This window comes from Tsuneonella mangrovi, from assembly GCF_002269345.1.
Taxonomy (GTDB): Bacteria; Pseudomonadota; Alphaproteobacteria; order Sphingomonadales; family Sphingomonadaceae; genus Tsuneonella; species Tsuneonella mangrovi.
The window spans coordinates 885,122-904,810 of sequence record NZ_CP022889.1; the positions used below are offsets into that span (position 1 = coordinate 885,122).

At 64.2% G+C, this 19,689-nt stretch carries 23 protein-coding genes; 11 read left to right on the forward strand and 12 right to left on the reverse strand.

Annotated elements, in window-relative coordinates:
- Positions 1 to 6: 6 nt before the first annotated feature.
- The 6 genes from CJO11_RS04390 (at position 7) to CJO11_RS04415 (ending at position 7,116) form a co-directional block, all read left to right on the forward strand.
- Positions 7 to 2,112: a sodium-translocating pyrophosphatase gene (locus tag CJO11_RS04390; RefSeq protein ID WP_095013212.1), complete on the forward strand. Its 2,106-nt coding sequence runs from the start codon at positions 7 to 9 to the stop codon at positions 2,110 to 2,112.
- A 149-nt stretch (positions 2,113 to 2,261) separates the two neighbouring features.
- Positions 2,262 to 3,395 (forward strand): GNAT family N-acetyltransferase, encoded by a 1,134-nt coding sequence (locus tag CJO11_RS04395; RefSeq protein WP_240504556.1) that lies wholly within the window; start codon positions 2,262 to 2,264, stop codon positions 3,393 to 3,395.
- Between the two features lie 3 nt (positions 3,396 to 3,398).
- Positions 3,399 to 4,271: a cupin domain-containing protein gene (locus tag CJO11_RS04400; RefSeq protein ID WP_095011623.1), complete on the forward strand. Its 873-nt coding sequence runs from the start codon at positions 3,399 to 3,401 to the stop codon at positions 4,269 to 4,271.
- Positions 4,272 to 4,320: 49 nt separating this feature from the next.
- Entirely contained in the window at positions 4,321 to 5,226 is a 906-nt protein-coding gene (locus CJO11_RS04405) for an acyl-CoA thioesterase (protein WP_095011624.1), read from the forward strand.
- 81 nt (positions 5,227 to 5,307) lie between these two features.
- Entirely contained in the window at positions 5,308 to 5,946 is a 639-nt protein-coding gene (locus CJO11_RS04410; RefSeq protein WP_095011625.1) for a helix-turn-helix domain-containing protein, read from the forward strand.
- 264 nt (positions 5,947 to 6,210) lie between these two features.
- Positions 6,211 to 7,116, forward strand: a complete 906-nt coding sequence (locus CJO11_RS04415) for a sensor domain-containing diguanylate cyclase (RefSeq protein ID WP_095011626.1) — start codon at positions 6,211 to 6,213, stop codon at positions 7,114 to 7,116.
- Between the two features lie 12 nt (positions 7,117 to 7,128).
- On the opposite strand, the gene CJO11_RS04420 is transcribed toward CJO11_RS04415, so the two are convergent.
- The 5 genes from CJO11_RS04420 to rpmF form a co-directional block, all read right to left on the reverse strand.
- Complete coding sequence (locus CJO11_RS04420; protein ID WP_095011627.1) at positions 7,129 to 7,596, reverse strand: MerR family transcriptional regulator; 468 nt, start codon at positions 7,594 to 7,596, stop codon at positions 7,129 to 7,131.
- A 15-nt stretch (positions 7,597 to 7,611) separates the two neighbouring features.
- Entirely contained in the window at positions 7,612 to 7,911 is a 300-nt protein-coding gene (locus tag CJO11_RS04425) for an integration host factor subunit alpha (RefSeq protein ID WP_205651106.1), read from the reverse strand.
- Positions 7,912 to 8,020: 109 nt separating this feature from the next.
- Positions 8,021 to 8,992, reverse strand: coding sequence for a beta-ketoacyl-ACP synthase III (locus CJO11_RS04430; protein WP_095011628.1), 972 nt, complete (start codon positions 8,990 to 8,992; stop codon positions 8,021 to 8,023).
- The gene (plsX, locus tag CJO11_RS04435) at positions 8,989 to 10,035 is read right to left on the reverse strand and encodes a phosphate acyltransferase PlsX (RefSeq protein WP_095011629.1); all 1,047 of its coding nucleotides are present in this window, start codon (positions 10,033 to 10,035) and stop codon (positions 8,989 to 8,991) included. Before plsX ends, CJO11_RS04430 begins: the two co-directional genes overlap by 4 nt.
- Positions 10,036 to 10,063: 28 nt before the next feature.
- Positions 10,064 to 10,243, reverse strand: a complete 180-nt coding sequence (gene rpmF, locus CJO11_RS04440; RefSeq protein WP_095011630.1) for a 50S ribosomal protein L32 — start codon at positions 10,241 to 10,243, stop codon at positions 10,064 to 10,066.
- 200 nt (positions 10,244 to 10,443) lie between these two features.
- Here rpmF and CJO11_RS04445 point away from each other — a divergent pair, with 200 nt between their 5' ends.
- Entirely contained in the window at positions 10,444 to 10,842 is a 399-nt protein-coding gene (locus tag CJO11_RS04445) for an MAPEG family protein (RefSeq protein WP_095011631.1), read from the forward strand.
- A 19-nt stretch (positions 10,843 to 10,861) separates the two neighbouring features.
- Here CJO11_RS04445 and CJO11_RS04450 read toward each other — a convergent pair whose 3' ends face one another.
- Both CJO11_RS04450 and CJO11_RS04455 read right to left on the reverse strand, forming a co-directional pair.
- Positions 10,862 to 11,503 (reverse strand): MBL fold metallo-hydrolase, encoded by a 642-nt coding sequence (locus tag CJO11_RS04450; protein WP_095013215.1) that lies wholly within the window; start codon positions 11,501 to 11,503, stop codon positions 10,862 to 10,864.
- Between the two features lie 89 nt (positions 11,504 to 11,592).
- Entirely contained in the window at positions 11,593 to 12,249 is a 657-nt protein-coding gene (locus tag CJO11_RS04455) for a S24 family peptidase (protein ID WP_095011632.1), read from the reverse strand.
- 103 nt (positions 12,250 to 12,352) lie between these two features.
- Between CJO11_RS04455 and CJO11_RS04460 the strand changes: the two genes are divergently transcribed.
- From CJO11_RS04460 to CJO11_RS04475, 4 genes are all read left to right on the forward strand, one after another.
- Entirely contained in the window at positions 12,353 to 12,541 is a 189-nt protein-coding gene (locus CJO11_RS04460; protein ID WP_095011633.1) for a hypothetical protein, read from the forward strand.
- On the forward strand, positions 12,531 to 12,890 hold the full coding sequence (locus CJO11_RS04465) for a hypothetical protein (RefSeq protein WP_169829134.1): 360 nt from the start codon (positions 12,531 to 12,533) through the stop codon (positions 12,888 to 12,890). Before CJO11_RS04460 ends, CJO11_RS04465 begins: the two co-directional genes overlap by 11 nt.
- Before the next feature lie 197 nt (positions 12,891 to 13,087).
- The gene (locus tag CJO11_RS04470) at positions 13,088 to 13,405 is read left to right on the forward strand and encodes a tautomerase family protein (RefSeq protein WP_205651107.1); all 318 of its coding nucleotides are present in this window, start codon (positions 13,088 to 13,090) and stop codon (positions 13,403 to 13,405) included.
- A 15-nt stretch (positions 13,406 to 13,420) separates the two neighbouring features.
- The gene (locus CJO11_RS04475; RefSeq protein ID WP_095011635.1) at positions 13,421 to 14,017 is read left to right on the forward strand and encodes a TetR/AcrR family transcriptional regulator; all 597 of its coding nucleotides are present in this window, start codon (positions 13,421 to 13,423) and stop codon (positions 14,015 to 14,017) included.
- Positions 14,018 to 14,045: 28 nt separating this feature from the next.
- On the opposite strand, the gene CJO11_RS04480 is transcribed toward CJO11_RS04475, so the two are convergent.
- Genes CJO11_RS04480 through fsa form a run of 5 tightly spaced genes read right to left on the reverse strand, consistent with a single transcriptional unit; the run spans position 14,046 to position 19,651 of the window.
- Positions 14,046 to 14,984 (reverse strand): NAD(P)-dependent oxidoreductase, encoded by a 939-nt coding sequence (locus CJO11_RS04480; RefSeq protein ID WP_095011636.1) that lies wholly within the window; start codon positions 14,982 to 14,984, stop codon positions 14,046 to 14,048.
- A complete protein-coding gene (cysS, locus tag CJO11_RS04485) occupies positions 14,981 to 16,456 on the reverse strand; it encodes a cysteine--tRNA ligase (RefSeq protein ID WP_095013217.1) in 1,476 nt (491 codons plus the stop codon). The genes CJO11_RS04480 and cysS overlap by 4 nt, the downstream gene beginning before the upstream one ends.
- 34 nt (positions 16,457 to 16,490) lie before the next feature.
- Positions 16,491 to 17,168: a nitroreductase gene (locus CJO11_RS04490; RefSeq protein ID WP_095011637.1), complete on the reverse strand. Its 678-nt coding sequence runs from the start codon at positions 17,166 to 17,168 to the stop codon at positions 16,491 to 16,493.
- A complete protein-coding gene (gene cobT / locus CJO11_RS04495; protein WP_095011638.1) occupies positions 17,165 to 18,988 on the reverse strand; it encodes a cobaltochelatase subunit CobT in 1,824 nt (607 codons plus the stop codon). The genes CJO11_RS04490 and cobT overlap by 4 nt, the downstream gene beginning before the upstream one ends.
- Positions 18,989 to 18,997: 9 nt before the next feature.
- On the reverse strand, positions 18,998 to 19,651 hold the full coding sequence (fsa, locus tag CJO11_RS04500) for a fructose-6-phosphate aldolase (RefSeq protein WP_095011639.1): 654 nt from the start codon (positions 19,649 to 19,651) through the stop codon (positions 18,998 to 19,000).
- Positions 19,652 to 19,689: the final 38 nt, after the last annotated feature.

The window sequence follows — 19,689 nt, forward strand, 5'->3', positions numbered from 1 at the left end:
ATGTTCGTGAATCTCGTTTTGACAGCCATCGTTCTAGGGTTGCTCGCAGTCGTTTATGGCTTCGTGACCAGCCGCCAGGTGCTCGGGAAGAGTGCCGGCAGTGAGAAAATGCAGGAAATCGCCGGGGCCATCCAGGAAGGCGCACAAGCCTACCTCAAGCGCCAATACACCACGATCGGCATCGTCGGCGTGGTCGTGGCCGTGCTTGTCGCGTTCTTCCTCGGCCCGATCAGCGCCACCGGCTTCGTGCTCGGCGCGATCCTGTCCGGCGTTGCCGGGTTCATCGGGATGAACATCTCGGTCCGCTCCAACGTGCGCACCGCGCAGGCGGCAAGCGAAGGCTTGCAGCAGGGCCTGACGCTGGCGTTCCGCGCCGGGGCGATCACCGGGCTGCTGGTGGCTGGCCTCGCGCTGCTCGCCATCTCGGTGTTCTTCTATGTGCTGACCGACCGGATGGGCATGGCAGCCAACGACCGCGCAGTGATCGAGGCGCTGACCGCGCTGGCCTTCGGCGCTTCGTTGATCTCGATCTTCGCGCGTCTCGGCGGCGGCATCTTCACCAAGGCCGCAGACGTCGGTGCCGACCTCGTCGGCAAGGTCGAAGCGGGTATCCCGGAAGACGATCCCCGCAACCCGGCGGTGATCGCCGACAACGTTGGCGACAACGTGGGTGACTGCGCCGGTATGGCCGCCGACCTGTTCGAAACCTATGTCGTTACCGTCGGTGCAACGATGGTGCTCACTGCGCTGCTGCTCAAGGGCGCGGGCGATATGTTGCCCAACCTGATGGCGCTGCCGCTGCTGATCGGCGGCGTGTGCATCGTAACCAGCATCGTCGGCACCTATTTCGTGCGCCTCGGCGGCGGAAACAACGTGATGGGCGCGATGTACAAGGGCTTCCTTGTCTCGGCGATCCTCGCGGTCCCGGCGATCTGGTGGGCAACGAATACTGCGCTCGGTGGCATGGCGACCGAGTTCACCGTGAACACCACCACCTTCAACGGGATGGACCTGTTCTGGTGTTCGATCCTCGGCCTTGTCATCACCGGGCTGATCATCTGGATTACCGAGTACTACACCGGCACGGGCTTCCGCCCGGTGCGCTCGATCGCCAAGGCGTCGGAAACGGGTCACGGTACCAACGTGATCCAGGGCCTGGCGATTTCGCTTGAATCGACCGCACTGCCGACGCTGGTGATCGTCGCCGGCATCATCATCGCCCACCAGATGGCGGGCCTGATCGGTATCGCCTACGCGGCGACCGCGATGCTGGCGCTGGCCGGAATGGTCGTGGCGCTCGACGCCTACGGCCCGGTGACCGACAATGCCGGCGGCATCGCCGAAATGGCCGGTCTCGACGACTCGGTGCGTGAAAAGACCGACCTGCTCGACGCGGTCGGCAACACCACCAAGGCGGTGACCAAGGGTTACGCGATCGGTTCGGCCGGCCTCGCCGCGCTGGTGCTGTTCGCTGCCTACACCACCGACTTGCGGGAATTCTTCCCGACGCTGAACGTCAACTTCAGCCTCGAGAACCCGTATGTCATCGTCGGGCTGCTGCTCGGCGCGCTGCTGCCGTACCTGTTCGGTTCGATGGGCATGACCGCTGTCGGCCGCGCTGCGGGCGACGTGGTGATCGACGTTCGCGACCAGTTCGCTAACGACCCGGGCATCATGGCCGGGACCAGCAAGCCGAACTACGCCAAGACGGTCGATCTCGTGACCAAGGCGGCGATCAAGGAAATGATCGTACCGTCGCTGCTGCCGGTGCTCGCACCGATCGTGGTTTACTTCGTGGTCAGCGCGATTGCCGGTAACGAAAACGGCTTCGCCGCGCTCGGCGCGCTGCTGCTCGGCGTAATCGTCGGCGGCCTGTTCGTCGCGCTTTCGATGACCGCCGGAGGCGGCGCGTGGGACAACGCGAAGAAGTACATCGAAGACGGCAACCATGGCGGCAAGGGCTCTGAAGCCCACAAGGCCGCAGTGACCGGCGACACCGTTGGCGATCCTTACAAGGATACTGCGGGCCCGGCGGTGAACCCGATGATCAAGATCACCAACATCGTGGCGCTGCTGCTGCTTGCAGCTCTGGCGGGTCACGCCGCAGGCTGACTGTAACCATCCCGCTTCGGGACACGAGGCCCCGTCCGGCACGCGTCGGGCGGGGCTTTTTGGTAAGCGTTAAGCCTTCCGCAGCGTTCGCTTGGTATTCGCGCGGTGCGACCAGGCTGGTTGCGACAAACAAGGGTTAACGCGACGCAGTGGAGCAACCGCTCGACCTGACACCTGATGGACGCGGCGAATCTTCGCGGTTCGCAGCCGTTTCCTGGCGCGATTTTTCCGCCCACGAGGCATGGGACCACTTGCCCGCCCGCGCAGCCGAACCCAATCCGTTTGCCGAACGCTGGTTCGTGATGTCGGGCCTCGAAGCTTTCGATGAGGCGGGCGAAGTCATGCTGGCTTCGCTTGAAGTGGACGGAGAGCTCGTCGGCGTGCTGCCATTGGCCCGCTACCGCAGCTATGCCCGGTATCCGTTCCCTCACATCGCCACCTGGTTCCATCCGAACGCGTTCTGCGCTGCGCCGCTTGTGGCTGCGGGGCACGAACACGCTTTCTGGCGCGAACTGCTTGGCTGGGCAGACGCGCACCCGGGACTGGCGTTGTTCCTGCACCTGTCGCACTTGCCGGAACACGGACCGCTCTACGCGGCGTTGCGCGATGTCGTCGCGAGCCAGGCACGCGCCGCAGCGATCGTCCACCGGATGGAACGCGCGATGCTCGCATCCGATCTTTCGGCGGACGATTATTTCGCCGGATCCTTGAGCACCAAGAAACGCAAGGAGCTGCGCAGGCAGGCTCGCCGTCTCGACGAGGAGGGCACCGTGCGCTTCGATCGCCAGACTGGGTCGGACGGGCTGGACACATGGACCGAACAGTTCCTCGCCCTCGAAGCCGCGGGGTGGAAAGGCCAGGAAGGCTCGGCCCTCGCCAGCGCGCCAGATACAATTGAATTCTTCCGCAAGGCACTCGACGGAGCGGCACGGCACGACCGGCTCGAGCGGCTGGCCTTCTATCTCGACGACCAACCGATCGCGATGTTGGCGAGCTTCATCACTGCGCCTGGTGCCTACAGCTTCAAGACCGCGTTCGACGAGGACTACGCCCGTTTTTCGCCCGGCGTGCTGCTCCAGCGCGAGAACCTCGCGCTGCTCGACCGCAACGAAGTGGACTGGTGCGATAGCTGTGCGGCAGCCGACCACCCGATGATCGACCATATCTGGCGCGAAAAACGCAGCATCGTGCGCGTTTCGCTCGCCATCGGAGGCGCACCGCGCCGCCTGCTCGCCAACCTTATCCTGCGCGCCGAGACCGGTGCATTCGCCAAGGGATTGTAACAAATGGACGCCGCAACCGGATTTACCGCGCTCGACACCTTCGTCTTCGGCCCTCAAGCGCGCGCGCAATTTGCCGCCGCCTATCCGGAAACGCCCACGGTGTTCGCGCATAACCTCGCCGCGCACGATCTCTTGACGCTCGATGCGCTCGCCGGTCTCTCGGGCGAGCTTCCTGAAGCGTCGATCGAATACAACCGCGGGGACCTGCCGATAGGGGTGGACGGCAAGCCCGGTTCGACCGGCATCAGCATCGAAGACACGATCCGCCACATCGCCACCAGCGAGAGCTGGGCAGTGCTCAAGAACATCGAACAGGTGCCGGAATACCGGGCGCTGCTGCTGTCGCTGCTCGGCGAGCTCAAGCCGGAAATCGAGCGGAAGACCGGCGCGATGCTGCGTCCGCAGGGGTTTATCTTCATTTCGAGTCCGAACGCTGTGACGCCGTATCACTTCGACCCCGAACACAATATCCTGCTCCAGCTGGTCGGGTCGAAAACGATGACCCAGTTCCCGGCTGGCGATAGCCGCTACGCGCCGGACACGACGCACGAGACCTATCACTCGGGCGGACCGCGCGAGTTGACCTGGTGCGACGAGCTCGCCGAGGGCGGTCGCGAATTCGCGATCGGCCCGGGGGAGGCCTTGCTGGTGCCGGTGATGGCACCGCACTTCGTTCGCAACGGGCCCGCGAGCTCGATCTCGCTGTCGATCACCTGGCGCAGCGACTGGAGCTTCGCCGAGGCCGATGCACGCTGCTGGAACGGCGTACTACGAAAAGCGGGTATCGATCCGCGCGCACCTGGCCGCTGGCCACACTCCAACAGGGCCAAGGCGCTGGCCTACCGCGCGTGGCGCAAGATCGGCCTTGCAGGGTGAAACAAGCACCTCGTTGACGTGAACGTAAAGCTGCCGCAAGGCAGCGCGCATGACCGATAAACCGACCGATGAGCAGCTCGTCGCAGACCTGGTAGCGCTGCTCGATCCGAAATCGCTGGGGAACGATCGTTTCGAAGGGCCGCGCAATCCTGGCGGCGTGGGCCGGGTGTTCGGCGGGCAGGTCATTGCGCAAGGACTGATTGCAGCGGAGCGGACGGTTGGCGAAGACCGCGCGGCGCATTCGCTCCACGCTTACTTCCTTCGGGGTGGGAGCGAGGAGCACCCGATCGAATATTCGGTCGACCGCCAGCTCGACGGCGGAAGCTTTTCGAACCGGCGGATCGTGGCCAGCCAGCCAGGGCGGGACGGCGCAATGCAGCCGATCCTCAACATGGCGGCGAGCTTCCAGAAGGACCAGCCGGGCCTCGAGCACGAGCGAGTGGCGTTTCCTCAGGTCCCCTCGCCCGACGAGCTGCGGACCGACGAGGAATTGCGCGACGAAATCGCCCCGACCCTGCCCGAACGGGTGCGCTATTTCTTCACCCGCCCTCGCCCGATCGAGATCCGCGCAGCCTCCGGCCGTCACTGGTTGACCGAAGGGCCGCAGGAGCCGGTGCAGAATTCGTGGATCCGTGCGCGCGCGCCGCTGCCCGACGATCCGCGGATTCACCGTGCGGTGCTGGCCTACCTGTCCGACATGCAGCTGCTCGGCACCAGTATCATGCCGCACGGCCTGTCGTGGATGCGCGGCGAAGTGAAGAGCGCCAGCCTCGATCACGCGATCTGGTTCCACGCCCCGTTCCGTGCCGACGAATGGCTGCTCTATTCGTGCGACAGCCCGTGGTCCGGCGGCAGCCGGGGCTTCAACCGCGGGCAGATCTTCCAGGACGGCAAGCTGGTTGCGAGCGTGGCGCAGGAAGGGATGATCCGCCGGGTCGAGCCCAAAGCGCGGTAGCCTGCCCCGTCCTTTGGGCCGATTCTAACCCGGTCTTAACCTCGATGACCGAATCTTGCCGGTTCCAGCAGGAGGAAACCGGTGCCGATTGACGCCCGATTCGAATTTCGCAACGACAACGAGCGCCGCGAGGCGCCCCGGCGCATTCTGCGGCTAGGAATTACCGGGCGCACGTCCGGCAGCGACGGGGCGCAAGCTGCAACCGTCCGCAACATTTCCGCAACCGGAATGTTGATCGAATGTGCAACGGAGCTTTCCACCGGCGATTCGATCGCCGTGATTCTACCCGAAGCCGGCGAGCGCGAAGCGCACGTAGTATGGGCGGAAGCGCCGATGTTCGGTTGCCAGTTCTCCGAGCCGTTGAGCGACGCGATGCTGTCAGCTGCCGAACTGGCGGGCGAGATCGGTCTGCCCTCGCCCGCTACCGACGAGGATTTCGGCGAACGCTTGCATCGCCTGCGCACCGAACGCGGGTTGTCGCTCGGCGACATTGCCGACAAGCTCGGCGTCAGCAAACCCACGGTGTGGGCGTGGGAACACGGCAAGTCCCGCCCGATCGAGCGTCGACTTGCTGGCCTTGCCGAAGTGCTCGGCGTGACTCCCGCCGGGCTTCAGCCAGCCCCACCCAGCCAGGACGAGATTATCGCCCGCCACCGCCAGCGTCTCGCCGAGATGTACGGCGTCGATCCCGAACGCGTGCGCATCCTGATCGAGCTCTAGGGGAACCACTCCGCACCAGATTCCGCTTGCCAACCGGGTCCATGTTCGGACATGACGAACATGGTTAACGAGTCGTTTTTCTGTGGATAATCATAATGTTAGGATAGTCCTAACCCCACACTAACGAACGCTTCGCTGACTACGACGAACGGGCCTTTCCGTTCGGCGATCGCGTTAGCTTCACGCTGGCGCGATGGGGGCAAACAAGCTGACGGGGCTGTGGGATCTGGCCTGTCAGTGGGGTGGACAGGGGTCACGATTCGCATGTGGGGCAAGCTTTCGCCGAGGGAATGTGCGGCGCTCTATCGACTGGTAGCGGACAGTCCGCGCGACCTGGTGCTCAAAACAGACCGACGCGGCCGGATCGTCCACGCAACACCCGCCAGCGCGCGGCTGGGGTTGGCGTTCGAGGGCGACCCGGTAGGGCGAAACCTGCTCGAGTTGATCCATCCCTCGTGCGCGGCGGAGGTCATCGCTGCACACCGCGCAGTGCTTGTAGGGGAGCGCGACGATAGCGGGTGGATCGAAGTGCTGGCCGAAGCGCAGGCCGGCAAGCAGCGATGGTTCGAACTCAAGCTCGGCCCGCTTCCGCACGGAGACGGCGCTGTCGGTCTGATGCGGTCGATCGACGACAAGCGCCAGCTCGAAGATCGCCTGTTCGCCGCTTCGCTGACCGACCCCCTTACCCAGCTAACCAACCGCGAAGCGTTCACCCGGATGCTGCAGCACCTGGTCGAGGCACGCACTGGCGGGCACCTCGCGCTGTTCGACCTCGACCACTTGCGCACGCTCAACTTGCGCCACGGCCATAGCGGCGGCGACCGGGTGCTGGTGGCATTCGCCCGCCTGATGCAGAGCCTGCTTGGCCCGGGCGATATCCTCAGCCGGATCGGCGGCGGCACCTTCGGCGTGCTCCTGCCGCAGACCGGCGAGCAGGAGGCCGCCGACGAATGCGCGCGGATCGTTGCCGCGCTCTCCGAGCTAGCGGAAGGGCCGCACACCCAACCCTCGCTCACCACCAGCGCCGGGCTCGCTTCGTTCAAATCCTCCGCCGACGCCACTTTGAGAGCCGCCGAACTGGCATTGCTGAGCGCAAAGGCGCACGGCCGCAACCGGCTTGTGCGCGCAGCAAGCGGCCCGCCGCAGTGGCGAAAGGCCGTCGGTTGGTAGGATCAGTGAAAGTCAGGCCGCGACAGCGGCGGCCAAGGTAGCACGGATCTGCCTGAGCCGGGCGATGATTTCCGGGGATATCGACGCACCCGAGGCCTCGACAGCCGTCTTTGTAACAGGCTCAGGTGCGATTTCCCGCGAATCCGCCTCCGGAATATCCGGAGTGGATGCATCGATGTCCGGCTTGGCGGCTTGTCTTGCAGGCATACTCGAAGCTGTAGGCGGACTTTCCTTCAGCAGCGTTACAGCCCCTTTAATGGTATAGCCTTCGACGTTCACCAGCCGGTCGATCTGACGGACCAGCTCGACATCGTCCGGGCGATAGTAGCGCCTGCCGCCGCTCCGCTTGAGCGGATCGAGCATCGGGAACTGCTGCTCCCAGTAACGCAGGACGTGCGGCTTGATCCCCAGCGCTTCGCCGACTTCGCCGATCGTGCGCAGTGCGCCCGCATCCTTGCCGTCGTCGAATTCGCCGATCATCGCCGCATCCCCTTGTTATCCCTTGGCAACACGCTCCTTGAGCAGTTGGCTTGCGCGGAACGTCATCACCCGGCGCGGAGTAATCGGAACTTCCACCCCGGTCTTGGGATTGCGCCCGATGCGCTGCTTCTTGTCGCGCAGCACGAAGCTGCCGAAGCCGGAAATCTTGACGTTTTCACCATTGGCCATTGCCTGGCCCATGTGGCCGAGGATCTCCTCGACCAGGTCGAGCGCCTCCGCCCGTGAAAAGCCCATCTTGCGGTTAATAGTATCGGCTAAATCTGCCCGGGTCAGCGTACCCACCGAACGCATCATATGACCCTCCCTTTGCGATCGTGCGACCCGATTGCTGGGGGAATGATAACCAATGTTGCATATTGCCGCAATCCGCGGAATTCAGATTTTCGCTGGAAATCTGCGGGATTTACATCCGGATCAGGCTAGCACCCCAGGTAAACCCGCCACCCATCGCTTCGAGCATCACCAGGTCGCCCGGCTTTATGCGTCCGTCCCGTACCGCAACATCGAAAGCCAGCGGTACCGATGCGGCAGAGGTATTGGCATGGCGGTCGACCGTGACGACGACCTTTTCCGGAGGCAGGCTTAGCTTGCGCGCCGTCGCATCGAGGATTCGGGCATTGGCCTGGTGCGGCACCACCCAGTCGATATCGGCGGCAGTGTAGCCAGTATCGCCAAGCACTTCACGCAGCACATCGGCGAGATTGACGACCGCGTGGCGGAACACCTCGCGCCCCCTCATCCGGACCTTGCCAACGGTGCCAGTGGTCGACGGGCCGCCGTCGACATAGAGCAATTCGTTGTGCGCACCGTCGGCGTGAAGTTTGGTCGAGAGGATACCTTGCGCTTGAGGGCCATCCGCAACTTCGCGCGCTTCGAGAACCAGCGCGCCCGCGCCGTCGCCAAACAGCACGCAGGTCGCACGATCCTCCCAGTCGAGGATCCGGCTGAAGGTTTCCGCGCCGATCACCAGCGCCTTCTTGGCCATTCCGGTGCGTAACATCGCATCGGCAGTACCGAGCGCGTAAAGGAACCCGGAGCAAACCGCGCCGACATCGAACGCGATCCCGCCCTGGCAACCGAGCGCATCCTGCACCCGAGTTGCAGTTGCCGGGAATGTCTGATCCGGGGTCGCCGTAGCGAGCACGATCAGGTCGATCTCACTGGCATCGATCCCGGCCGCATCGAGGGCAACGCGCGCGGCATCGGTCGCCAGCGTCGACGTCGTCTCGCCCTCGCCCGCAATGTAGCGATTGCGGATCCCGGTTCGCTCTACGATCCATTCGTCGCTGGTGTCGACGGTCTCGGCCAGTTCTGCATTCGAGACGGCGCGCTTCGGCAGGGCCGAACCGCTGCCGGTGACCACCGAGCGAATCACGCGGCTTCCCCAGCGTCGGGCTGCGCGGCCTGGAGCGTGCCGAGATCGGCCAAAATACGTTGTGTCAGGTCTTCCTCCAGTAGCCGCGCGGCAACCGCGACGGCGTTGGCGACGCCAGCCGCGCTCGCGCTGCCGTGGCTCTTCACGACCACGCCGTTAAGCCCAAGGAACACCGCGCCGTTATGGTTGTTGGGATCGAGATGGTGGCGCAACAGTTCGGTTGCCGGGCGCGAAACGAGGAACCCGAACTTCGAGCGCAGCGAACTGGTGAAGGCGTTGCGCAGCAGGTCGGTCACGAACCGTGCGGCACCTTCGATCGCCTTGAGCGCGATGTTCCCGGAAAATCCGTCGGTCACCACCACGTCGCATTCGCCGCGATTGATCTTGTCGGCTTCGATGAACCCGTCGAACTGCATCGCGAGGCCGGTCGCAGCGCGCAAGTGTGCGGCGGCATCCTGCAACTGGTCGGTACCCTTGATTTCCTCGGTGCCGATATTGAGCAATCTGACGCGCGGCTCGGCCCGACCGGTGACGATCCGCGAGTAGGCCGCGCCCATCACCGCGAACTGCACGAGGTTGCGCGCATCGCAATCGGTATTCGCGCCCAGATCGAGCATGATCACGTCGCTGTCGCCCAGCGAAGGCATCAACGCAGCAAGCGCGGGCCGGTCGATCCCCGGCATGGTGCGCAGCGCGAGCTTGCTCATCGCCATCAGCGCGCCTGTGTTGCCGCCGCTCACGGCAGCGCCCGCAGCGCCTTCCTTCACGGCATTGACCGCCAGCCCCATGCTGGTGGTCTTGGCGCGGCGAAGCGCCTGCGTGGGCTTTTCGTCCCCGCCGACCACGTCTTCGCAATGGAGGATTTCCGACGCCCCCCGCATATTGGGGTGCTTGTCGAGCGCGGCCTTGATCCGCGTTTCGTCACCCACCAGCAGGAACTGGAACTGGTCGTGCTGGCGCCGGGCAATTGCGGCGCCCTCTACCATCACGCGCACGCCTTCATCGCCGCCCATCGCATCAACAGCGATACGCGGCAGGCTCATGGCGCTCTCCGGTCAGTTTGCAGGGCGGTCAGAGACCGACGGCGACGACTTCGCGACCGTTGTAGAACCCGCAGTGCGGGCACAGGTTGTGCGGACGCTTCAGTTCGCCGCAGTTCGAGCATTCGTGGAATGCCTCGGCCTTCAGCGAATCGTGTGCGCGGCGCATGCCCCGGCGCGACGGGCTAACTTTTCTCTTGGGGACAGCCATTGCGTCACCTGTTCCATCAATAATCGTTGTTCGGGTTCGCCCTAGGCCAAGCTCCAATGCCGCACAACCCATCGGGTTGCGTGCGCGCATGTTGCCCTGCCGTGGCGGGAAGGCGCGGCCTATAGCGCAATTCTGCACAGTTGCAAGCGTGCGCGATCATGGTAGCGAGTGTCTCGCAACCAGAGGGGGAGCCCGAATTCATGTCTGTTATCCTGCCCGTTACGCTGACATCGGCCGCCGCTGCGGCGATCATCAACATCTGGCTCAGCATCCGCATCGCCCGCCTGCGCGGCGCGCACAAGGTCAGCGTCGGCGACGGTGGCAACGAATCGCTTACCCGCCGGATGCGCGCGCAGCTGAACTTCGTGGAGAATACCGCGTTCGTTCTGATCCTGATCGCGGCGATCGAATTGACCGGCCATGGCGCACCGTGGCTCGCGTGGGTCGCGGCGATCTACATGCTCGGCCGGGTTGCGCACGGGTTTGGGATGGACGGCGGCAAGGCGCAGATCGGGCGATCGATCGGCACCTCGATCACCCTGCTGGTCCAGCTTGGCCTCGCGGTCGCAGCCGTGCTGGTGGTGTTCGGCGTAATCTGACGCGCATGCGCGGCCCGGTTCAGCCGAGCGCGTAGTCGCTCACGAAGGCGTTGGTCTTGCGTTCCTGGCCGAACGTGCTCGTCGGGCCGTGGCCGGGAATGAAGGTCACGTCGTTGCCCAGCGGCCAGAGCTTCTGGGTGATCGAATCGAGCAGGTCCTGGTGATTGCCGAGCGGGAAATCGGTCCGCCCGATGCTCCCTTGGAACAGCACGTCACCAACGATCGCGAACTTGCTCGGCTTGTGGACGAACACCACGTGTCCCGGAGTGTGGCCCGGGCAATGGATCACATCGAGCGTCAGGTCGCCCACGGTCACGGTATCGCCGTCGACCAGCCAGCGGTCGGATTCGAACGGGCGGCCTTCCATTCCCATCCGCTTGCAGTCTTCTTCCAGCCGGGCGATCCAGAACCGATCCGCTTCATGCGGGCCTTCGATCGGCAAGCCCAACTCCTCAGCCAGCATCCCGGCCTGCCCGCAGTGATCCATGTGGCCGTGCGTGATCAAGATCTTCTCGAGCGTCACCCCGGCTTTCTCGGCCGCGTACTTGAGCTTGTCGAGCTCGCCCCCCGGATCGACCAGCGCGCCCTTCATCGTCTTGGTGCACCAGATCAGCGAGCAGTTCTGTTGGTAGGGCGTGACGGGCAGGATTGCAGCGCGCATCGCTGGTGCGGATTGGGGCGGTGTCGGCTTGGCGGTGTCAGTCATGCGCATGGAGATGGAGCCAGCGGAGCCACGATGCAAGCGTTCGACTAGAGCCGCCCGCTCTTCCACACCACCCGGCCGATGATCTCCAACTCGGCGAGCGCGACCTCGACCGGCGGATAGGCGAGGTTCTGGCTCAGCAGCGCAGCACGCCCCGGCCCCGCCGAGGCAAGCCGCTTGACCATCAGCGTATCGCCCAGCCGCACCACGTGGATGCCGTCGCGCAAGGATCGCTGCGCGGTATCGACCAGGATCTCGTCGCCGTCGCGCAGGATCGGGTCCATCGAATCGCCAGCCACCGTAATCGCCGACAGCCGCGCCCCGGCGAGGCCGTGCTCGCGCAGCCAGCGCCGCGAGAAGCGGAAGCTGTCGAAAGCCGCCTCGCCGCTCGCCACCGCGCCGGGACCGGCCGAGGCATCGACCGTAAGGCGCGGCACTTCGATCCAGTCTCCGCCGCGGGGAGCGGCGACGGGTCGCGAGATTTCCTCCACGCCGCCGAGTTCCGAATCGGGCACGCCAAAGAACTGTGCCAGCGTCCGCCGGTCACTTTCCTCCAGTTTGCGGGGGCTACCCTTGCGGATGAACTGCTGCAAGTAACTGGAATTGCGCCCGATCATGTCGGACAACCCGGCGAGGCTGACGCCCCGCTCGCTCGCGAGGTCGAGCAGCCGCTGGCGCGGGTCGGATCGGGAGGGTGATTCCATTTTTCCTTCCTACACGTAGGATTTTTCCTAGACAAGTAGGATTTCACCCGCAAGCTAAGGGCCTCGATCGCGCAAACCGATTCGCCAGGAAGGCCCCGCCACAATGCTGATTCGCTCCATCGAGAAATTCCTCCGCGAGCACGACATGGCTCCGACCAGGTTCGGCCGCCTCGCTGCGCAAGATCCCCGTTTCGTGCTGGACCTGCGGATGGGCCGCGAGCCGCGCCCCGAAACGGAAAGACGTGTGGAACATTTCATGAACAAATATGCGGAGAGCGTCCATGCTGGCTGACACCGACCACCGCCCCGTGCGCCTGCACGCCGCCCCGCGCGGCCCCGGGGCACGACTGCGAGCCGCGATCGCCGACTTGGCCGAACAAGTGGCGCAGATCACCCATCACCGGGAGAAGCCGTGGGCCAGCGTGACGTTCGAAGGCGCACGCCATAACTTAGCGCTGGTGTTCGAGGGGGCCGAGGCGGTCGCCGCGGGCGAGCGATTCATCGCCGCACTGCCCGAACACGAGTTCGCAATCCCCGGCCAGCTGGTCGCCGATGCCAGCGTGACCGAAGTCGACCATACACTCGCCCCGTCACCCCGTCTTGTGGTGACCTGCGAGCTGCTGTTGCTGAAGGACGCCTGATTACCTTCTCGCGTGGAAATCTCGGCCGACCCTGCTTGACAAATGGAATCGTATTCCGTTTATAAGCGGAATATTATTCCACATATGAAGGATCCAGCGTCATGCCGATTGTCCACGTACACCTCAAAAAAGGCACCTCGACCGCGCATCGCCTGAACATTGCCAAGGGAATCAAGAGGGCCTTGCGCGAGGTCCTTATGCTTCCGGAAGATGACTACAATCAGATCACTTTCGAGCACGAACCCGAGAACATGATCTACGACCCGAACTTCTTCGGCCTGCCGCGCAGCGAGCGGATGGTATTTATCTCGATGAGCTTCAATCATCGCTCGGCCGAGTTGAAGGCGCAGCTGTTCGATCAAGTGGCCCGGAACGTGGTCGAGGAAGCTGACCTCAGGATCGAAGATGTCATGATGAACATCATCGAGACCGCTCGCGAAAATTGGTGGGCACATGGTCGTACGATCAATCCCGAGACCGGTTTCGATTCGCGCATGGTCGATGCGCCTACCTGACGCTATGGCCATTGCATGACTAGCGCCCCGCCCGCTCCCCACTCCAAGCGCAAACGCGCCGATGCCCGGCGCAATCGGGACCGGATATTTGCCGCTGCCAAGGAATGTTTTGCTGCGGCTGGCCCCGCCGTACGGATGGAAGACATTGCCCGTGCAGCCGACACCGGCATCGGCACACTCTACCGGTCCTTCGGTAACCGCGCGGGACTGGCAGAGGCCATCTTCAGAGACGCACTGGAACGGCTGGTCGAAGCCGCGAACCAATCTGGCATGGCCGACTCAGACCCAGAGGCGTCGCTACAATCCTGGATCGCTATCTACGTCAGCGAAATGCAAGCCAAACGGACGATGCTTGCCGACCTCACCCCGCTGTTCGAAGCCGATCCTTCGATCCTACCCGATGCGCGCGCCAGTGCCGCAGCGGCGCTGGGAAAGCTGCTCGACTGTGCCCAGGCCGCAGGCAAGGTTCGCCCGGATATCGATGGCGAGTCGCTGATGTTGCTGGTCAATGGGATCGCCGTCGGACCAGCCAGCGGAACTGACGCAACACGGCGCTTGTTGCAGGTGGTCTTTGATGGCCTATCGAGTACCCGTGGCAGGGCCGGTAGCTAGTTCAGCGGCGCTCTGTCCAAATCCTGCGTCAATACCCCCGCACCGGGTCGAAGATCGGCTCAAGTGGTTCGCCGGCCACGTAGCGGTGGCAGTTGGCGATGAAACGCTCAGCGGAGCGGATGAACATCTTGTCCTGCGCGCGGCCCGAAAGGTGCATCGTCACTTGCGCATTGGGCAGCGACCACAGTGGGTGATCGGCGGGCAGCGGTTCGGGGGTCGTTACGTCGAGCAGCGCGCCACCGATCGACTTCGCTTCCAAAGCAGCAACCAGCGCATCCTGGTCCACCACCGCGCCGCGGGCGATGTTCACTACCACCGCGCTGTTCTTCATCGCCGCGAGTTCGCTCGCGCCGATCATGCCGTCGGTTTCGGGGGTCGCTGGCACAGCCAGTATCACCCAATCGAAACTGCCGAGCTGGCCGCGCCATTCGTCCGGACCGAGCGCCCCATCCACCGCCGAGCGGCGCACCGGCACGACCTCGACGTCGAACGCCTCGAGCCGGGTCTTGATCAGCGAACCGATCCCGCCGAGGCCGAGCAGCAGCGCGCGGCTGCCCGCCAGCTCGATCTTGCCGGGCGAATCCTCCAGCCACTCGTGCCGATCCATCGCGCGCACAACCTCGCGATAGCCCTTGGCGTGGCTCAGCATCAGCATCACGACGTATTCGGCGATAGTGATCGCGTTGATGCCAACGCCGTTGGTGATCGTTACGCCGCGTTCGGCCAGCAGGCTGAGCGGCATGAAATCGAGGCCTGCGTAGATCGAGCTCAACCACTTGAGCTTTGCCGCGCGCTTCGCAGCCTCGATCATCACGTCCTTGTCCTGCTGGTCGAACCAGGCGATCTCCGCCTCGGGGATCAGCTCGTAGAGCTTCTCGACCGAAGAGAACCAGCGCGGTTCGATTTCGGCGGGCAGGTGCCCTTCGAGCATCGGCCGCACGAGGCCGGAAATCACTGCAACGGTCATAGCTTCCACTCCCACCCCAACGGGTCGCCATCCATCGCCTCGACGCCCTTGGCCGCGAGCTCGTCACGGATGGCGTCGGAGGTGGCGAAGTCCTTCTCCGCCCGCGCAGCCTGTCGTCGGTCGAGCGCGTCTTCGATTTCGGCTTCGGTAATTTGCGCGTCCTTCGGCCGGATGCGGAGGTCCGCGCGGGTAAGCTTATCGAGGCCAAACCCCAAGACAGTGTCCATCTTCAAAAGCCCAGCAAACTTCACCGACTTCTCGTCTCTCTTGTCGGCAATGGCGCGTTCAAGAGCAGTCAGTGCCACAGAGGTATTCAAATCGTCTGAGATCGACTCATCAAAGCCAAAAATTAGGCTCCCGATGGGTGTATTCGGAGGACCAATTGCCAATGCTGGACGTGCTTCACGCCTTAGCTGTTCTACTGCCTTCACGATCCGCTTCAGCCGGGTAAGCGCCGCCTGCAGCCCTTCCCAGCTGAACTCCAGTTCGCTGCGATAGTGCGCCTGCAAGCACATCATGCGGTAGGCGAGCGGGTGGTAGCCCTTGTCGACCAGCAGTTGCAGGCGCAGGAACTCGCCCGCGCTCTTGCTCATCTTCCCCGACCGTTCGACGAGGAAGTTGTTGTGCATCCAGATCCTCGCGCCCGAGCACGCGGCATCGTCGAGCGAACCGCATTCGCAGAACGCCTGGTTCTGCGCGATCTCGTTGGGGTGGTGGATCTCGCGGTGGTCGATCCCGCCGGTGTGGATGTCGAACGGGAAGCCCAGTAGCTTGCCGCCCATCACCGAGCATTCCAGGTGCCACCCGGGCGCGCCCTTGCCCCACGGCGAATCCCATTCCATCTGGCGCTTCTCGCCCGGCGGGGTCTTGCGCCAGATCGCGAAGTCGGCGGCGTTGCGCTTGCCCTCGACGGTATCGATCCGGCCCTCGCCTTCATCGGTTACGGCACGGGCGAGCTTGCCATAGTCAGCGACCGTCGACACATCGAAATAGAGCCCGCTGTCGAGCTCGTAGCAATGCTCGGGCGCGATCGCCTTTGCGAAGTCGATCATGTCCTCGATGTAGTCGGTCGCGATCGACCAATTCGCCGCATCCGGCACGCCTTTATTCATCGGCCCGCGGATATTGAGCGCCTTCACGTCCGCCCAGTATGCCTCGGTATAGTGCTTCGCGATGTCCCAGATCGACTGCGCCTTTTCCGCAGCCATCTTCTCCATCTTGTCCTCGCCCGCGTCGGCATCGTCGGTCAGGTGGCCGACATCGGTGATGTTGATCACGTGGGTGAGCTTGTAGCCCTTCCAGCTGAGCGTTCGACCGAGCACGTCGGCAAAGACATACGCCCGCATGTTGCCGACGTGGGGATAGTTGTAGACCGTCGGGCCGCAGGTATAGACGCGCGCTTCTCCGGGATGGACGGGTTCGAACGTCTCGAGGCTGCGGGTCAGGCTGTTGAAGAGCTTGAGGTCGGTCATCGATGCGCGCTTTGGCCCGCGCGGCGGCGGGCGGTCAAGCGCCGAAGCCTTCCCAGCGCACGACTTCGCCGAGCGGCGCGCGCTTGACATCGAAAGTGTTGACCGGCGCATTGGGATCGCGATGGCCGATCGCCACCCCGCAGAACAGGATGTGGTCCTCCGGGATATCGACCACTTCGCGGATCGCATCGGAATAGACCGCCCAAGCTTCCTGGAAGCAGGTGTCGAGCCCTTCCTCGCGGCACAACAGGGCAATCGTCTGCAGCCACATGCCGATGTCCGACCATTGCGGCGGGCCCATGTATTTCGGCGTGTGGACCAGCATCATAACCGGCGCGCCGAAGGCGCGGAAGTTGTGCGAAAACCACGCAAGCCGCTGCGCCTTGTCCTCGCGCGCGATGCCGAGCGCGGCGTACATGTCCTCGCCCACCCCGAAGCGCCGCGCCTCGTACACCCCGTCGAGTTCGGGCGGGTAAATGTGGTATTCGGGCTTGAGCGCCGCGCGGCCCTTCGGAAACTCCAGCGCCACCCGGTCGAACAGTGCCTGCATCGGCTCCGCCGTGAGGATCACCGCATTCCACGGCTGGACATTGCCGCCCGAAGGCGAACGCTGGGCCTTTGCAAGCACCCGTTCGAGCACCGCTTGGTCGACCGGCGCATCGAGAAATGCCCGAATCGAGCGGCGGGACAGGGTGGCTTCGGAGACGCTCACCCTTCCACCTCGAACAAATCCGCCAGCTGTTCGATGATCGTCCCGCCGAGCTGTTCGACATCCATGATCGTCACCGCACGCTTGTAGTATCGGGTGACGTCGTGGCCGATGCCGATCGCGACGAGCTGTACCGGCGACTGCTTCTCGATCCAGTCGATCACTTTCCTCAAGTGCTGTTCGAGGTAGCCCGCGCTGTTGACCGATAGCGTGCTGTCGTCGACCGGCGCACCGTCGGAAATCACGATCAGGATGCGGCGATCTTCTGCCCGTGCGAGCAGCCGGTCGTGCGCCCACAGCAGCGCCTCGCCGTCGATGTTTTCCTTGAGCAGCCCTTCGCGCATCATCAGCCCGAGGTTGCGGCGCGCGCGGCGCCACGGCTCGTCGGCCTTCTTGTAGACGATGTGGCGCAGGTCGTTGAGGCGGCCGGGTTGCGGCGGCTTGCCGTCGGCGAGCCACTTTTCTCTGGACTGCCCGCCCTTCCACGCACGGGTAGTGAAGCCGAGCACTTCGGTCTTTACCCCGCACCGTTCGAGCGTGCGGCCGAGGATATCCGCGCTGATCGCCGCGATCGAGATCGGCCGCCCCCGCATCGAGCCGGAATTGTCGATCAGCAGCGTGACGACAGTATCCTTGAACTCCTGGTCGCGCTCGATCTTGTAGCTCAGCGAATGGCCCGGACTGATGACCACGCGGGCAAGCCGCGCGGCGTCGAGCAGCCCTTCCTCCTGGTCGAAATCCCAGCTGCGGTTCTGCTGCGCCATCAGGCGGCGCTGGAGCCGGTTGGCGAGCCGGGTAACGATGCCTTGCAAACCGGTCAGCTGGCTGTCGAGATACTGGCGCAGGCGGTCGAGTTCTTCCGCATCGCACAGCTCGGGCGCTTCGATCACTTCGTCGAACTTGGTGGTGTAGGCGGTGTAGTTGAAGCTTTCCGGCAGGTCGGTCCACGGGCGGTTCGGGCGCACGGGCATCATGCCCTCTTCGCCGTCGTCGTCCGGCTCGCCTTCGCTCATTTCCTGTTCGGAGGTAGTTTCGCTTTCGCTGTCGGCGTCACTGTCACCTTCGGTGACTTCGCCCGCAACCTCGGTGGTCTGCGGCTCGCCGTCGCCTTCGTTCTGCTCGTCGCCGTCCTGGTCCTGGTCTTCGCCGTTCTCGTCCTCGCCGGTTTCCTCTTCGGACGGCTGGTCGAGATCGTCGGGCACCACCAGGTCGAGGTGGCGCAGCATATCGAGCGCGAGGCCCTGGAACGCCTTCTGGTCGTCGAGCGACAGCGCGAGCGATTCGAAGTCCGAACCGGCGCGTTCCTCGATGAAATCGCGGACCATGTCGACACCCGCCCGGGCGCGCTCGGGCACCGGCTGGCCGGTCAGCTTCTCGCGCAGCAGCAGCCCGAGCGCGGACTGAACCGGCACGTCCTGCGGCGACTGCGCGCGGGCTATCGGGTCCGATGCGGTACGCAGTTCGGTGGCGGCATCGAGATTGTCGCGCATCCCGCTGAAGTTGTTCGCGCCAAGCGCTTCGTAGCGGACCTGCTCGATCGCATCATAGCAGGCCCGTGCGGTCGGTTCGCTCGGCGCGTTCTTCGCGTGGAGTGCTTCGTTGTGATGGCGCAGCTTGAGCGCGAAGCTGTCTGCGAATCCGCGCGCTTCGCGCGCCTGGTCGGGCGGCAGCGAGCGGCCTGGCAGCGGCACGCGGAAGTTCTTGCCGCTGGCGCTCGGCGCATCGGCGCTCCACGCGACCTCCACCTCCGGCTCGTGCGCGATCGCGCGCGCCGTTCCGGTCAGCGCGTGCTTGAACTGGTCGAGGGGAGTCTGGTCTGCCAATCTGCTAACTTAGATAATGCTCTGCCCGGTCTTTGCCCAGTCGGCGAGGAAGCCTTCGATGCCCTTGTCGGTCAGGACATGGTTGGCCAGCGCCTTGATGACCTTGGGCGGCGCAGTCATCACGTCGGCGCCGATCCGCGCGCTTTCGAGCACGTGGATCACGTGGCGCACCGATGCGACGAGGATTTCGGTCTCGAACGCGTAGTTGTCGTAGATCAGGCGGATGTCGCGGATCAGGTCCATCCCGTCGAACCCATTGTCGTCGTGCCGCCCGACGAACGGCGATACGAACGTCGCCCCCGCCTTCGCCGCGAGCAGCGCCTGGTTGGCGGAGAAGCACAGCGTAACGTTGACCATCGTACCGTCACCGGTCAGCGCCTTGCAGGTCTTGAGTCCGTCGATCGTCAGCGGCACCTTGATGCACACATTGTCGGCGATCCTGCGGAGCACTTCGGCCTCTTTCATCATCGTCGGATGATCGAGCGCGACCACTTCCGCGCTCACCGGGCCGTCGACGATCGCGCAGATTTCCTTCGTCACTTCCATGAAATCGCGGCCCGACTTGTGGATCAGGCTGGGATTGGTGGTCACGCCGTCGAGCAGGCCGGTTTCGGCAAGCTCCCTGATGTCGTCTATTTCGGCGGTGTCGGCGAAGAATTTCATCGGTGTCTGGCTCCCGGGGAATGCGATTCCCCCGCAGC